Genomic DNA, 14,517 nt, shown 5'->3' on the forward strand with positions numbered 1-14,517 from the left:
GTGATTGGTATAACGCTTGTTCTGCGGTTATTTTTTAACGTTAAACATTTTTTCGTTACGCTTGTCTGAATCAGACCAGAAGTTGATGTTGAATTGCGCATCATCCGACATTTCAATGCGGTGCCAGTACTGCGGTGGGCTAGTGGCAAATTGACCTGCATTGATCACTACAGTGACTTCTGGTTCTGTCGCATCGCCATCAGCAAAACCGTAGTAAGTTACAGTACCTTCCATTACAACAAGCTGACCAAATACTTCTGCCGCAGTGTTGTGATGAGTAAGCAAAGCTTGTGGCACGCTGTCTTTAGTGAAAAATGGAGTAGAACGTTGGATAGTCCAGTTTTTTGGGATTCTTAAATGGCTCATAATTTTTCTCCTACACACCCTTTGGTGCGATTGATGTAAAGGTTACGGTAGACGGCTTTGCGATAGAGTGTTGAGATTGATTGAGATTCGGCAACACAGTATTTTTTAGCAGTGAAGACCAGATAGAGTGCACAGCATTATGAATGCCTTTAAAAAGCAAACTGGCAGAAGAGTTACGCTCTTTTGCAAAGCAGTGTGCGGATTGGCATTGAAGCTCCTCAATGTAAGTCTCTGCAGTTTGGTTTTCTAAAAACATCTGATACATGATGGTCCCTTATCGGTTTGGTTATCTATTTGATACTTTATATAGAGCAATTGCCGTGCCAAAAAACAAACCCTTAAATTTCAGCTGCTTATAATTTACCGGTTAGTGTCGTTGTCATATCGACAATCTTATTTTGTTGTCGTAAACACAAATGATTATCATTTAGATAATACAGTTCTATTTTCAGGGTAATTACTCGCCTGTTTAAGTGAACACTTCTAATCTAAATAAAGGACAAATAAATAAGGCAGGGAATATGAGTCGAAAAAAACCAACACCTAAGCGAGTGACCGTTATTAGTACGCAGCGCATTTCTCCTAATATGCAAAGGCTGGTGTTACAAGGCGAGGCACTGGCTAATTTCCCTGAAGATTGCGCAGCGAGCTATGTTAAGTTTCTGTTTGATGCGCAAGGCAATACCATTTCTGAGATAGCCGCAGATTCACGCCCAATTCTGCGCACTTATAGCATTCGACGTTTTATGCCAGATACTGCCGCTATCGAAGTCGATTTTGTACGTCATATTACTCAAGACCCAGACAGCGGTTTTGCGACTCGTTGGGCCGATGCCGCGCAAGTTGGCGATGAAATCAGCTTGATGGGGCCGGGTGCAATCGCGCCCATCAATACTGATGCCGATTGGTTTTTTATGGTGGCGGATATGACAGGTTTACCTGCTTTATCAGCCAAGGTGCAAACATTGCCCAAGCAAGCTATAGGGTATGTGGTGATCAAAGTCACTCACCAAGATGATATTCAACCCCTTTCGCTCCCGAGCAATATGCAAGTTACTTGGATTACAGATGAGCCATTAAGTAAAACAGTGCAAGCATTGCCGTGGCTGGAGGGCTCTCCTTTTGTTTGGGTGGCGAGTGATTTTGATTCTATGCGTGAGCTGCGCCAATACTTTAGAAACGATAAAAACATCCCGAAAGATGCCATTTATATCAGCAGTTATTGGAAAGAGGGCATTGCAGAAGACGGACATAAAGTATTGAAAAAACAAGATGCCGAAGCGCATGAATAATGTGGGGTTGTAGTTTTTAAACAATTAAACCAGCAAGCTCCATTTTACATACTTCATAGCATAAGCGGAGCTTGCTGATTCATTTCTGCTATCGACCTGAGTAATACACGATTACCGCATCATCATCGAGGGTGCGAGAGAAAGCGTAACCTCTGCTCTGCTTGAGATCTTTATGTACGCCGCCGCCAATTGCTGGGTGGCGCTGACGAAATTGCCCCAGTGTTTGCCAGTGCTCTAACAAATCCTCTCGCTGTGCATCGAGCTTCCACAACATATCTGAGCGTGTGCCTTGATGAAAATCGTCCGCATACGGGCCAATTTCTCTGGCGATTTCGTCGCCATAATAAATTTGGATTGCGCCCGGTGATAGCAATAAAGCATTGGCCGCATTGCGTTGCATCTCAAAAGATTTAAAGCGTGAAAAGAACAGCTCGGTATCGTGCGAAGACATATAGCTAACAGGCGTGTATCCCGGATTTTGCTGAATTTCGGCGCTGTAATTGGCATAAGTCTTACGCATGTCTGAGAAACAGGTCGCCCCTCTATCCAATTGTTTTTGCATATCAAAGTTAATTAGGGCGTCAAAGCCTTCATCGGCATACGGTGAGCGGTAAGCCGAGTGCGCCCATACTTCCCCCATCATCCAAAACGGTTGTTGTGGACGTTGATTCTCTTTTTGCCATTGCGCTAATTTTTCACTGGCTTGCGCTTTTAGATCTAGCCAAACATCACCTTCTACGTGCTTCACCGTGTCGACACGAAAAGCATCGATGCCAAAACGTTTCACCCAGTCGGTTTGCCACTCGACCAGATAGTCGGCAACGCGATAATGCTCTTTTGCCACTACATGTGTGCCGGGGTTATCCAACAGCCACTGCGGTGGTGTGACAAATTTATCTGATTCGGTTTTAAAATCAGGCAATCCAGCCAGCGTTAATGTTTTGTCACTGCTACCGGGTTTATCGTATCCCGGCAGACCTGAGCGCACCCAATCTGCGCCCCACCACTGCGACCAATTTTGACTTTGGTAGTCGATTAGTTCATGAGAGGAGTGCCAGTTTTTACCTGATTTTGGTTGCCATTTAGTGAGATCTTGGCCTTTGGCGGCCGCTTTGAGGACATCAATGTGATCAAATTCAAGATCGGCTAAGGTGGCGTAACCTGGGTGATTGATCACCGCATCTAACATTACCTTGATGCCGCGTTTGTGCGCTTGCTCGACCAATGTTTTCAGGTCGTTGTCATTACCAAAGTTTTCATCAATCTTGGTGAAATCTCGTGACCAATAACCGTGATAAGCATAGAAAGGAAAAGAGCCTTTATCGCCACCACCGACAAAGCCATGCACTTGCTCCACAATAGGGGAGAGCCAAATTGCATCGGTGCCAAGAGATTGAATATAATCAAGTTTGTTGATTACACCTTGTAAGTCACCGCCATGAAAGGTGCCAATCTCTTGCTTGCCATCGTGCTGACGCCCATAGCTATGATCATTACTGCTATCACCATTATTGAATCTGTCTACCATCACAAAGTAGATATTGGCATTGCGCCAATCTAACGATTTTGCGGTGTGAGGTTGAGGTGCAGGGGAGGCTTGTTCAATGAGCATCACGCTTCCCGTGTTGCGAGTGGGGTTAAACACCACCACACCATTGTTCACTGTCGCCACTTGCCCACTAAAGGCTTCTTTTAGGCGCGTACCGTCAGCAAATGTGTCAGCGACATTAATTTGTGCTGGCATATCGCTATAAACTTCACAACCGATTTTAGGTAAAGGACGGACAAAGGTTTGTTTTTTCGATTGTGTTGGTTGGCGTTTGATTAGCAGAGTGTGTTGCTGATTGTCATAGAAAATAGCGTAGTCACCAGAAAATCGAATATTAAACGGCAGTTCAGTTTGCGTATGACAATTGAGTGCAAGTGGGGTATTAAACCGTATTTTCTGCGATGAGTCAGATGCACAATCTCCGTTTAATCCAGTGACGATGAAGGTATATTGGTTCTTATTTAAGGTAACGACCAAAGGCTCACTGGCGCTAAGAGGGAAATCTCGCGCTGTGGTTGAAGTGGCGATAGAGATATTTGGGCCTGCGGCGTAGGCGAGCTGCGTACTTAATGCGAGCGTGCTTAAAGTAATGGCACTCAAAGCAAATGCATTTAAAGCAAGTGCATTTAAAGTAAAAGAGCTGAGTACGGCGTTATAAGCGAGGCTTTTTCTTATCGTCATAAAGGTTCCCTTGGTCGTAAATAAACTCACTTTAGAATGACCAAACTCAGCATGTAGCTCAAACAGCTTGATGGGAATTTGCAGTGAAGATCATCAACTGCGCAAAGCTAATGGAGTACAGTAAACACTATGTTTTATTCGAATCTTCAACACCTTATGTCGCAGAGATCACAGATATGATGCCTAGGAAAAAGTGGCTTTTAGTTGGTGGATTGATGCTGTGGGCTCTGTTGCCCACTAAACTTTTTGCCGCTGCTCACCCGCTGTGGTTTTCGCCTTTTATTTCGTCACAATTTGCGCTGTGGTCCGCAAAAGAGTTTGCTCAATCGGGTGATTGGTTTGATTGTGCTGAAGAGGATGCCGCAGATGACGCCAAAAATAACGCGCCACTATTTTGCAGCGATAAAATAGTGATACACCGAACGCCTATGTATGCGTTGGTGTCATTTGCGAGCAATCACAGCCCCACACTCAGCCCCACGCTGACATTAAGTAGTGACTTTAGCTTGGTGCACTTTAATCAGTTGCAATTGGGTTTAAGAAGCGATGGCTTTCAGTTAGTCAATATTGAGCTAGGGGGTGAGTCATTGGATATAGAAAAAGCATTAAGCAAAGCCCCAGCTACTTTGGTTGATAAACAAGTACAGCAGTTTTTGCAGCGTTATCGAGCCAGTGAGCCAAGACTATTGCTGTGGCAAACTGCCGACCGGCAACACTTGGTAGAATGGACAAGTGATAAAAACGGCATTCAACTGGTCTATTCGCTGACAAATTTACCGTTCAATCCTCACTAATAAGGCGATAAACGGTTATACCTTGCCCTGCAATGTGTGCCGAATCTCGCAGTTTTAAGCTTAAGCGATGCAATTTAAATACTCGCTAATTGAGCAATGCCAACCCAGCACATAGGATGATGACTTACTCGACCGACAAAACTTGGAGTAGTTAATGGTACAGAAAGTGATTCTCGCCCCACAGGGACCGCAGTTATCGGAGTTAGTACAAGGATATTGGCGTGTAGCTGATTGGCATATGACCCCAGAGCAACGTCTTGCATTTTTGCGTCAGCACGTAGAGCTAGGCGTGACCACCGTCGATCACGCTGACATCTATGGCAACTACGAGTGTGAGCGCTTGTTTGGCGAAGCACTGGCATTGGATAAAAGTATTCGCCAGCAAATTCAAATTGTCACTAAGTGCAATATCATGCTCTGCGGCGACAAAACCCCGCAACGCAAAATCAATCACTACAACTCATCACAGCAACATATCATTGCTTCGGTAGAGAACTCGCTACGTAACCTGCAAGTCGACAATATCGATGTATTATTGCTCCACCGCGCAGATGCCTTGATGGACGCTGATGAAGTGGCGCAAGCTTTTGCAACCTTAAAAGCGTCAGGTAAGGTTTCGCACTTTGGCGTTTCAAACTTTACTCCGCGCGGCTTTGAGTTACTGCAATCGCGCTTAGATGCACCTTTGGTGACTAACCAAGTGGAAATTAACCCATTAAACTTTGATGTTGCCGATGACGGCACACTCGATCTCATGCAAACCTTACGCACTCGCCCTATGGCTTGGTCGTGTCTAGCTGGTGGCGCTATTTTCAGTGGTGATACCGAGCAAGCACAGCGCGTTCGAGGTGAACTCGAAGCATTAAAAGAAGAGTTAGGGGCATGCAGCATTGATCAAGTGATTTATGCTTGGGTCAGAAAACTGCCATCAAAACCACTGCCAATTATTGGTTCAGGCAAGATAGAGCGCGTAACCTCAGCGGTGGAAGCACTTAAACTGGATATGACTAACGAGCAATGGTATCGAGTGTGGGTGGCGTCGAAAGGCCATGGTGTGCCGTAGGCAATACATAAAAAGCAAAGATACTTAACGAGAAATGGCTTAGTTGCGAACAACTAAGCCATTTTTGTTTATTTTAGATGCTTACAGAAAAGTTGATGCGCTATTTAAATTAAGCGTTGCGAGCCGTATAAACATAAGCGCAAGTTGCACCTAACGCGCACAGCGCCATACTCAATACCAAGGTAAAGGTCGGATTATGTGGCGAACCTGCCACAATGGAGCCGAGTATCGCACTCATACCAAAACGCATGGTCCCTGCTAGTGCCGATGCCGTGCCTGCTAAAGAAGAGTAGTTGTTGAGTAACAGCGCCATACAATTGCTATTAATCAGCCCAATTGACCCCACATACACCATGATGCACGGAACCAATCCGACAATACCTAAATCAAAGTACCACACATTAACTAAACCAATGCTTGCCAGAGCGATGAGTGCCAAACCAGCACGCAATAAGCTGTGTACGCCAATGCTCACTACCCACCTTGCATTGACCATAGTTAATAAGGTCATGGTAATCACGTTCAGACCAAACAGGTAGCCAAAGTGCTCAACCTTCACTCCAAAAATATCGATATAAACAAACGAACCTACGGTCAAGAATGAAAACATTCCGGTAAAGGCAAGTGAGTCACAAGCGATGAGCCCAAGGGATTTTTTATTGCGCAAAACCTGTATGTAATTTAGGAATATGGAGCGAAATCTAAGAGGTTGACGTTTTTCTACGGGAAGTGTTTCTGGCAGCTGCTTAGCAATAAGCAGAATCATCACTACAGATAAGCTAGCTAATAATATAAAGATGGAGCGCCAGCCAAACCACACAGTAAGGTAGCCGCCAATTAAAGGGGCAACGAGTGGGGCTATGGTCATGATCAAACTGACCAGAGACATCACCCGAGAAAACGCCTCGCGATTAAACATGTCGCGAATTAACGCCATCAGCACAACTGCGCCTGTGGCGCCGCTCAGTCCCTGACACAAACGTGAAAGTGTCAATGCAAACACTGAATCGACAAATACGCTGGTCAGTGACGAGATGCCAAACAGCGCGATACCTATCATTAATACTGATTTTCGGCCATAGCTGTCGGAGAGCGGCCCATGGATAATTTGTCCTATGGCAAAGCCTGCCATATAGATGGTTAAAGTGAATTGGATACTGTTGATACTACTGGCGAGATCGGTTGCCATGATTGGCATTGCCGGCAAGTACATATCCATAGAAAGAGGCGTTAGCCCCGAGATAGCGCCAAGGGTGAGCATCATCGCTAGCGTTAGGTGAAATATGGGCTTAGAGTTATTGGCTGTCATTATTTAGTCACATGCTTTGAGGTACAAAATTGCAGAAACGGCTTTGTACTTTTGAGAGTAGAACCCAAATTATGCGCTAAATAATGTGATGCAGGTATTCACAATAGACCGGAGTGTTAGGACTATTTGAACATTTTCAAGCGATAGTCGGTGGGCGAGCAACCCTCTTGGTTTTTAAATAAGCGACTAAAATAGGAACTGTCTTCATAACCCAATTGCTGAGCGATGGTTTGCACAGGTTTAGTGGTAAAAGTCAGCTCTCGCTTTGCTTCTAAACAGACCCGATTAATGATGCTGGTGGTGACGGTTCTGCCTCGGCTATTTCTCATTAACTCATTGGTGCGCTTGGCGGTGAGGTTGATGGTTGCCGCGTAAAAATCGCAACGTTTATAGCTTCGATAATGTTGCTCGATCAGCGACTCTATCTTTAACACCCGAGGATCAAGAGCGCGGGGTTCGGATGATAAGCTCGTATCTTGTTTATAACGGCACAGGTATAGCAAGTAACTAGACAGTAACGATTCCAATAGTGCGCTATTTTGTTCCTGATCCGCTTCTTCAAGCAGTTGCCACAATTTGTTGAGTTGTAGTGCACCTTGTTCGTCTAAATCTAAATAAGGCACCTGAAAGGCTTTATCAAAACCCAAAGTAAACATGGTCGCTTGTTGGCGAGTAGTGTGTTCAAAAAGCTCACTTTTGAAGGCGACAACACGCAACCCTCCCTTTAACTGCCGAGCATCGTGTACCTGATCGGGAGAGATAAGAAAGACGCGATTTTTGGCTAATGGGTATTGGATAAAGTCGATGCTATGGTGCCCGTGACTTTCTAGCGACCACATCACTTCATAGTAATCGTGGCGGTGCGGTAGCCAAATGCCATCTGGCTCATGGCCTTGTATATTGAGCACTTTCGCCCCGCGGCCTTTGGGAATAATTTTACTTGGCACCATAACAACATCGACCTGAGTTAATTGTACATTTGGTCAGCGGGCGGTTAGCGCTGTTCTATTTGTTGTCGAATGGCAAAGCTCGGTCTTGCCTCAAGACGCTGTTGATGAGACAGCAGCGCGGGGAATGAATCTAAAGCGAATCCCCCTCGCAGAGCGCGGGTATAACACCAATGCAAATAGGTATCAAAAATAGACCACTGCTCGCCATACCACCATGTCGAGTTCTGTAAACGCTGATTAGCCATAGTGAAGTAAAGGGTCAGTTGTTTGATTCCTTTGGCGACAACATCGTCGGTATCACTACTCTGGGTATAATACGACGGCATGCACACATGTCGCACCGATGGATGTACCGAACTAGACAGCCACATGAGATCGGAATAGTACTGTGAGCGCTGAAAAGCACAGTCAGTATCGGGTATTAACTTCGATGACGTTGCTAGTGAATTTAGGTAGATCAAAATGGCAGGATTTTCTGTTAGGAGTTGTCCGTTTACCGTCACCGCAGGCACTTTACCGTATGGATTAATCTGCTGATAAGCCGGTGTTTTTTGCTCGCCAGATGCTAAATCAACTTTGATAAATTCGCATTCAAGTCCTAACTCAATCATCGCTGTGATGGTCACGCCAGAACATGCGCCGGGTGCGTAGTACAACACTAAAGACATTCTAATAACTCCTTGTGCGTCTCTCATTGATAATTAGAGACAATATTTGGATACAGCGCGACATCGATAACTGTGTTTATCCTGCTTTAGCTATATCAAGATGAGGGGGTAAATCCATTGATCTACATAAAATAGATTATCATTCGTGCTATGTCCGAGCCATTTCTTTTTCGCAATATGGATCGCGTTATCAACAATAGATTGTGACAAAACAGCATGGCAATTTTTTCTCATGCAACTCGCCAATTTCGCAAGGTTCAACAATACTTGGCATTGACAGGGAATAGTAGGAATTGCGATGACCATACAGGTGACAAGATGGCAGTCAGTCAAATTATTGATGCTCAAACGATGGCAATTAAAACGATGGCAAATAAAAGGCGTAATACTGGGGGCATTGCTACTGACATTAACGGCGTGTACCGCAAAGATGGTCTATCGCAATTTAGATTGGGTGGTGCTTGAGTATGTGGAAGATTACGTCACCTTAACGGGGATACAAGAAGAGATACTCGATCAGCGTTTACAACAATTGGCGCTGTGGCACAAAACCGAAGAATTACCTCACTACCAAGCGCAATTACAAACCTTATATGATGCCGAACTCTCTGCGGTGGATGTGGCGTTTTTACAGCAACAGCAAGAGGTGTTTCGGGCGCATATTCGTCGCTTATCTAATAAGGCCACGCCAGATGTGTATTCGTTGTCTCGCTCCCTTAGCAAAGGGCAAATTGACGAATTTATCGAGAATTTGACTCTAAAGCATGAGATGTTCACAAAAAAATTCGCCAGTAAAAGCGATCAGCAAGCCAAGCGTTACTACCAAGAACGAATTGAGAAAAATTTACATCGCTGGCTAGGCTCTGTATCCGATGAACAGCAAGTGATTGTCGAAACCTGGGTTAATAACATAGAGCGTTCACATAAAGAGTGGGTCTTGTATCGAATTACTATGCGCGATCGCATTCACACTATGTTTGCGCGCCGTGACGATCCGTTCTTTTATCAAAAAGAGCTGACCTTTTTAGTCAATGAACCAGAGCAGGTGTATCCAGAGCGGCTTACCCTCAAACTAGAACGTAATCGCCAGCTTGCCAATCAAAGCATTGTCAGCATACTTGGCACGGTTTCCGATGCGCAAAAGCGACACTTTCGTGAAGAAATCAAAGAGTGGCTAGAGTTAGTCAAAGAGCTGCAAATTGAGTGAGGGAAGATGTCAGAGCAAGGTCAATATGCAACACAATTAGGTGTTTTTAGATTGAATTAGCTTTTGTGATTGTCATACTTTGGCTAATACTTGTTATGAAACTAGTTTTGTAAATTTTAGTTACATTTGTTTTATTAATACTGCTGATTTTCACGAATACACTTATTGATTATCCATCTTTTGCGAGGGCGAAAAACGCGTCTTTGTGCAAGAGAGTTTTGATTTTTAAAAGGTGTATTAATGAAGAAGTCGTTACAAGTAGTGAGTCTGGTGAGTGCTTTGATGCTTGCAGGTTGTGGGGAGTCGCAAAAGCCACAACAAACCGCAGTCGCTCCTACTGTTATCGTCGAACCTGTTGCCATTGTCGCGTATCAGCCAAGCAAAGCTTATGTGGGTCGCATTGAGGCGGTGGAAGATGTTGATATCACTGCGCAAGTGACGGGTTATCTTAAACAACGTCACTTTAAAGAAGGTCAAATTGTCGAAAAAGGCCAATTGCTATATACGATAGAGCCTTCTTCTTTTGAAGCTCAAGTTGCCAGCGCCAAAGCCTCTGTTGCCCAAGCAAGTGCGCACTTAAAACGTGCCGAAAACGATTATCTGCGTGCAAAAAACCTGCTCCCTAGAGGCAGTATTTCTCAGTCTGAATTTGATACCAAACAAGCCGAGAAACTGGGCGCTGATGCGCAATTGCAAGCGGCCAATGCGCAGTTATTGCTAGCACAAGTAAACCTCTCATATACCCAAATTACCGCGCCGTTTACCGGCCGTATTTCAGATACTAAAGTCAGCACTGGTGATCTACTTTCTCCGTCATCGGGCACATTGACCACTTTAGTCAGCCTTGATCCTGTGCACGCGTCATTTCAGCTTAGTGAAAGAGAGCGCTTAGCGTTTGGTTTTGATAAATACCAAGGCGATGGCGAATCAAATAGTGGTGAGTCCAATAGTGGCGGCGTTGAAGTGACGTTGGAGCTGGAAAATGGTCAGCAACATCCACAAAAAGGCACTTTAGACTTTGTAGGCAACCGCATTGATTTAACCACAGGAACATTAGCCGTGCGCGCTTTAGTGCCGAATGAACAGCATACTTTATTGCCGGGCCAGCACATCAATGTCGTGATCGCTTCAACCAATACCCAAGATGCGGTGGCAATCCCTCGTCGCGCCGTACAAACCGATGTCGCGGGTGATTTTGTGATGCTAATGAGTGAGGGCAACGTAGCGGAGCGACGCAATGTTGAGCTAGGTGCACAGACTGAAAATGGAGTGATTGTGCACACTGGATTAGGCGAGGGCGATAAAATCATCGTTGGCGGATTACAGCGTGTGCGCAATGGCTTACCTGTGCAGGTAGCGCCAGCTAAAGCCGAATCTAAACCAGAAGCGGCGGAGTAATCATATGCTAAGTCGATTCTTTATCCAGCGCCCCAAATTTGCGCTGGTGATTTCTATTATTTTGACCTTGGCAGGTGTGATTTCTTTGGCGGTATTGCCTGTCTCAGAATACCCAAGAATCAGCCCGCCATCGGTGAGTGTAACCGCTTACTACACAGGGGCTAGCGCTGAAACCGTCGAGCAGGCGATTGCCGATCCGATAGAAACCTCGGTCAATGGCGTTGAAGGCATGATTTACATGTCATCAAAAAGTGCCAATGACGGTTCGTATAATTTGAATGTGACCTTTGAAGTGGGTACTGATCCCGATATGGCTCAGGTCAACGTACAAAACCGCGTTACGCAAATCGAATCTAAGCTGCCGCCAGAGGTGCGTTCGGTCGGGGTAACGGTGAAAAAACGTTCGCCTGATATGCTGATGGTATTGAACTTCTATTCGCCTGACGGACGCTATGATGATCAGTTCTTGGTTAACTACGTTAACTTAAATATCAAAGATCAGCTCACTCGCGTGCGCGGCATTAGTGAAGTCAACGTCGTCGGCGGCGGTGAATTTGCCATGCGCGTATGGCTTGATCCGGAAAAGCTTGCCAGTTTAGGGCTGACCACCTCGGATGTGTATGCCGCGTTAAGTGAGCAAAACATTCAGGTGGCGGCCGGTAAAGTGGGGGCTCCGCCGTATGATGCGGCGACAGACGTGACCTTTAACCTAGTGACTAAAGGGCGTTTAGACAGCGTTGAAGAATTTGAAAACGTCATGCTGCGCGCCAATCACAATGGTTCGGCGGTGTATCTAAAGGACGTGGCGAGGGTTGAGCTAGGTAAAAAATTCTACGACGGTACGGGTCAGTTTCGCGGTGAAGATGCGTCGATTGTTATCTTAAATCTTCAATCTGACGCGAACGCCCTAGAAAGTGGCGAGTTGGTGATGAGCACCTTAGAGAAGTTAAGCGTTAACTTCCCTGATGGTCTGGCCTATGAGAGCAGTTACGACACCACTTTGTTTGTTGAGGAATCGATAAAAGGGGTAGTCAAAACGCTGATTGAAGCCATCTTATTGGTGATTGCCGTGACCTACCTATTTTTAGGCAGTGCGCGTGCCACGTTAATTCCTGTGGTGGCAATTCCTGTATCGTTAATTGGTACCTTTGCGGTGATGCAAATTACGGGCTTTACCATTAATACAGTCACGCTATTTGGCTTGATCCTTGCCATAGGTATTGTAGTGGATGATGCGATTTTGGTTATCGAAAATGTCGATACCACTATGGCGAAAAACCCATCATTGACACCAAGAAAAGCCACCTTAATCGCGATGAAAGAGGTAACGGGCCCAATTGTTACTTCTACATTGGTATTGCTGGCGGTATTTTTGCCAGTGGCGATGTTGCCGGGCATTACGGGGATCATGTATCGCCAATTTGCTTTAACCATCTGTATTTCAGTAGTGATTTCATCCATTAACGCACTGACCTTATCTCCTGCGCTATGTTCGCTGGTGCTAAAACAAGGCGGAGGCAATACCGCCGGTTGGTTTAAAGCCTTTAACCGAGGTTTGGATAAAGTGACTTCAGGTTACGGGCGCTTGGCGGGTTTCTTGGTTAAGAAAGGTCTGTTGTTAGTGGCGTTCTTCCTTGTGGCAGTGGCAATGGTGACTTACTTTGGCAAAACCACATCCACCGCGTTTGTGCCGCAAGAAGACAAAGGCATTTTGCTGACCAATGTGCAGTTACCTGACTCAGCATCGCTGTCTCGCACCGAAGCTGTGGTGGAAGATCTAGTCGGGCTGTTTGAAAATGAGCCCGGAGTCGAAGGCGTTACTGTAGCCACAGGCTATGCCTTTATGACAGGCGCGGCGGCATCAAACGGTGCTTCGCTGTTCGTGAAACTAAAAACTTGGGATGAACGTGCTCAGCTTGATGGCGATCATTCATCGTTTGCCATTTCAAATCGAATTAACGGCGCTGCAGCGGCGCAAATTCCAGATGCAATGGTATTTGCCATGGGGCCTCCGGCAGTGCCGGGCATGGGCTCAGCTTCGGGTTTTGAGTTTGTATTGGAAGATACATTAGGTCGTAATCGCACCGATTTGGCGCAATTGATGAATGATGTGATTCAAGAAGCCAATAAACAGCCAGAGATCGCTTACACCTTTAGTACCTTCCGCGCCAATGTGCCGCACTATTATGTGGATATCGACAGAACCAAAGCCAAACAATTAGGCATTTCGCTCACGGATATCTTCCAAACCCTACAAGGCAACTTAGGCTCAATGTACGTGAATGATTTCACTATGCTGGGTAAAAACTTTAGGGTGACCATGCAAGCGGATAGCGAATACCGCTCGTCGATGGACGATTTGGAACGCTTTTTTGTGCGCAGTAATGAAGGGGTCATGGTGCCGTTAAGCACCTTGATTACTTACGAGCAAGTGTTTGAACCTGATGTGGCGTGGCGTTACAACATGTATCGCTCAGCGGTTATTCAAGGGCAACCTGCACCGGGATTCTCCAGTGGCGATGCGATTGAGGCGATGGAGAGAGTCGCCGCCGAAATACTGCCGCAAGGTTATCAGTACGAGTGGACAGGCATGGCGTATCAAGAAAAGATGGCCGGTAATCAGGCAATCTTTGCCTTTGCTCTCGCGCTTATCTTTATCTACCTATTTATGGTGGCGCAATACGAGAGTTGGACCATTCCGATTGCCATTATCTTGGTGGTGCCAATTGCCACGTTAGGTTCTTTCTTAGCACTGAACTTAGCCGGTATTCCGTTAAATTTGTATGCGCAGATAGGCTTGGTTTTGCTGATAGCATTGGCGGCAAAAAATGCGATCTTGATTGTAGAGTTTGCCAAAAATGAACGCGAAGAAAATGAGCTAGAACTGGATAAAGCGGCGGTAATGGGCGGTAAATTACGCTTTAGAGCGGTGAACATGACCTCATGGTCGTTTATCTTAGGTATTTTCCCGTTGGTGTTTGCCTCGGGCGCAGGTCATATTAGCCAGAACTCATTAGGTATTTCATTGATTGGTGGTCTGTTATGTGTGCTACTAGCAGGTACATTATTGATTCCGGGCTTTTACGCCATGATTCAAAGACTGCGTGAAAAAGCGCACGGTGGCAGTACTAAGCTGGTGGATCTTGATGATGAATAGTATCTGTTAGGTTATTGCTAATACTTAGAGAAAACAAAAGGGTCATGCGCGAATGTGCATGACCCTTTTCTATTGAAGGAGCT

The 14,517-nt window shown here is 45.5% G+C and carries 12 protein-coding genes; 6 read left to right on the forward strand and 6 right to left on the reverse strand.

All coding sequences use genetic code 11. The features are described from left to right. Positions 1 to 27 precede the first annotated feature (27 nt). Together VEZ01S_RS06900 and VEZ01S_RS06905 are read right to left on the reverse strand one after the other, a co-directional pair. Positions 28 to 366 carry a TehB family protein gene (locus tag VEZ01S_RS06900; protein ID WP_021713296.1) on the reverse strand — a complete coding sequence of 113 codons (339 nt, stop codon included), beginning with the start codon at positions 364 to 366 and terminating at the stop codon, positions 28 to 30. A gap of 10 nt (positions 367 to 376) precedes the next feature. Further along, positions 377 to 631: a hypothetical protein gene (locus VEZ01S_RS06905; RefSeq protein WP_021713297.1), complete on the reverse strand. Its 255-nt coding sequence runs from the start codon at positions 629 to 631 to the stop codon at positions 377 to 379. A gap of 256 nt (positions 632 to 887) precedes the next feature. Here VEZ01S_RS06905 and VEZ01S_RS06910 point away from each other — a divergent pair, with 256 nt between their 5' ends. Continuing rightward, the gene (locus tag VEZ01S_RS06910; protein ID WP_021713298.1) at positions 888 to 1,658 is read left to right on the forward strand and encodes a siderophore-interacting protein; all 771 of its coding nucleotides are present in this window, start codon (positions 888 to 890) and stop codon (positions 1,656 to 1,658) included. 88 nt (positions 1,659 to 1,746) lie between these two features. Here the strand turns inward: VEZ01S_RS06910 and VEZ01S_RS06915 are convergent, their stop codons facing one another. Beyond that, complete coding sequence (locus tag VEZ01S_RS06915; protein WP_040890375.1) at positions 1,747 to 3,888, reverse strand: alpha-amylase; 2,142 nt, start codon at positions 3,886 to 3,888, stop codon at positions 1,747 to 1,749. Between the two features lie 83 nt (positions 3,889 to 3,971). On the opposite strand from VEZ01S_RS06915, the gene VEZ01S_RS06920 reads away from it, so the two are divergent. Together VEZ01S_RS06920 and VEZ01S_RS06925 are read left to right on the forward strand one after the other, a co-directional pair. Next, the gene (locus VEZ01S_RS06920; protein WP_021713300.1) at positions 3,972 to 4,682 is read left to right on the forward strand and encodes a hypothetical protein; all 711 of its coding nucleotides are present in this window, start codon (positions 3,972 to 3,974) and stop codon (positions 4,680 to 4,682) included. A 154-nt stretch (positions 4,683 to 4,836) separates the two neighbouring features. Beyond that, positions 4,837 to 5,745 carry an aldo/keto reductase gene (locus VEZ01S_RS06925; RefSeq protein ID WP_021713301.1) on the forward strand — a complete coding sequence of 303 codons (909 nt, stop codon included), beginning with the start codon at positions 4,837 to 4,839 and terminating at the stop codon, positions 5,743 to 5,745. Positions 5,746 to 5,854: 109 nt separating this feature from the next. On the opposite strand, the gene VEZ01S_RS06930 is transcribed toward VEZ01S_RS06925, so the two are convergent. From VEZ01S_RS06930 to VEZ01S_RS16340, 3 genes are all read right to left on the reverse strand, one after another. Next, positions 5,855 to 7,054 carry a Bcr/CflA family multidrug efflux MFS transporter gene (locus VEZ01S_RS06930; RefSeq protein ID WP_021713302.1) on the reverse strand — a complete coding sequence of 400 codons (1,200 nt, stop codon included), beginning with the start codon at positions 7,052 to 7,054 and terminating at the stop codon, positions 5,855 to 5,857. Positions 7,055 to 7,176: 122 nt separating this feature from the next. Further along, positions 7,177 to 8,004, reverse strand: coding sequence for an AraC family transcriptional regulator (locus VEZ01S_RS06935; RefSeq protein ID WP_021713303.1), 828 nt, complete (start codon positions 8,002 to 8,004; stop codon positions 7,177 to 7,179). Positions 8,005 to 8,048: 44 nt separating this feature from the next. Then, on the reverse strand, positions 8,049 to 8,672 hold the full coding sequence (locus VEZ01S_RS16340) for a glutathione S-transferase family protein (protein ID WP_021713304.1): 624 nt from the start codon (positions 8,670 to 8,672) through the stop codon (positions 8,049 to 8,051). Between the two features lie 298 nt (positions 8,673 to 8,970). Here VEZ01S_RS16340 and VEZ01S_RS06945 point away from each other — a divergent pair, with 298 nt between their 5' ends. The 3 genes from VEZ01S_RS06945 (at position 8,971) to VEZ01S_RS06955 (ending at position 14,434) form a co-directional block, all read left to right on the forward strand. Then, complete coding sequence (locus VEZ01S_RS06945) at positions 8,971 to 9,879, forward strand: DUF6279 family lipoprotein (RefSeq protein ID WP_040890378.1); 909 nt, start codon at positions 8,971 to 8,973, stop codon at positions 9,877 to 9,879. Between the two features lie 240 nt (positions 9,880 to 10,119). Further along, positions 10,120 to 11,277 (forward strand): efflux RND transporter periplasmic adaptor subunit, encoded by a 1,158-nt coding sequence (locus VEZ01S_RS06950; protein ID WP_021713306.1) that lies wholly within the window; start codon positions 10,120 to 10,122, stop codon positions 11,275 to 11,277. 4 nt (positions 11,278 to 11,281) lie between these two features. Further along, positions 11,282 to 14,434: an efflux RND transporter permease subunit gene (locus VEZ01S_RS06955; protein WP_021713307.1), complete on the forward strand. Its 3,153-nt coding sequence runs from the start codon at positions 11,282 to 11,284 to the stop codon at positions 14,432 to 14,434. The last annotated feature ends 83 nt before the right edge of the window (positions 14,435 to 14,517 follow it).

It is taken from the genome of Vibrio ezurae NBRC 102218, from assembly GCF_000467185.1.
Classification (GTDB): domain Bacteria; phylum Pseudomonadota; class Gammaproteobacteria; order Enterobacterales; family Vibrionaceae; genus Vibrio; species Vibrio ezurae.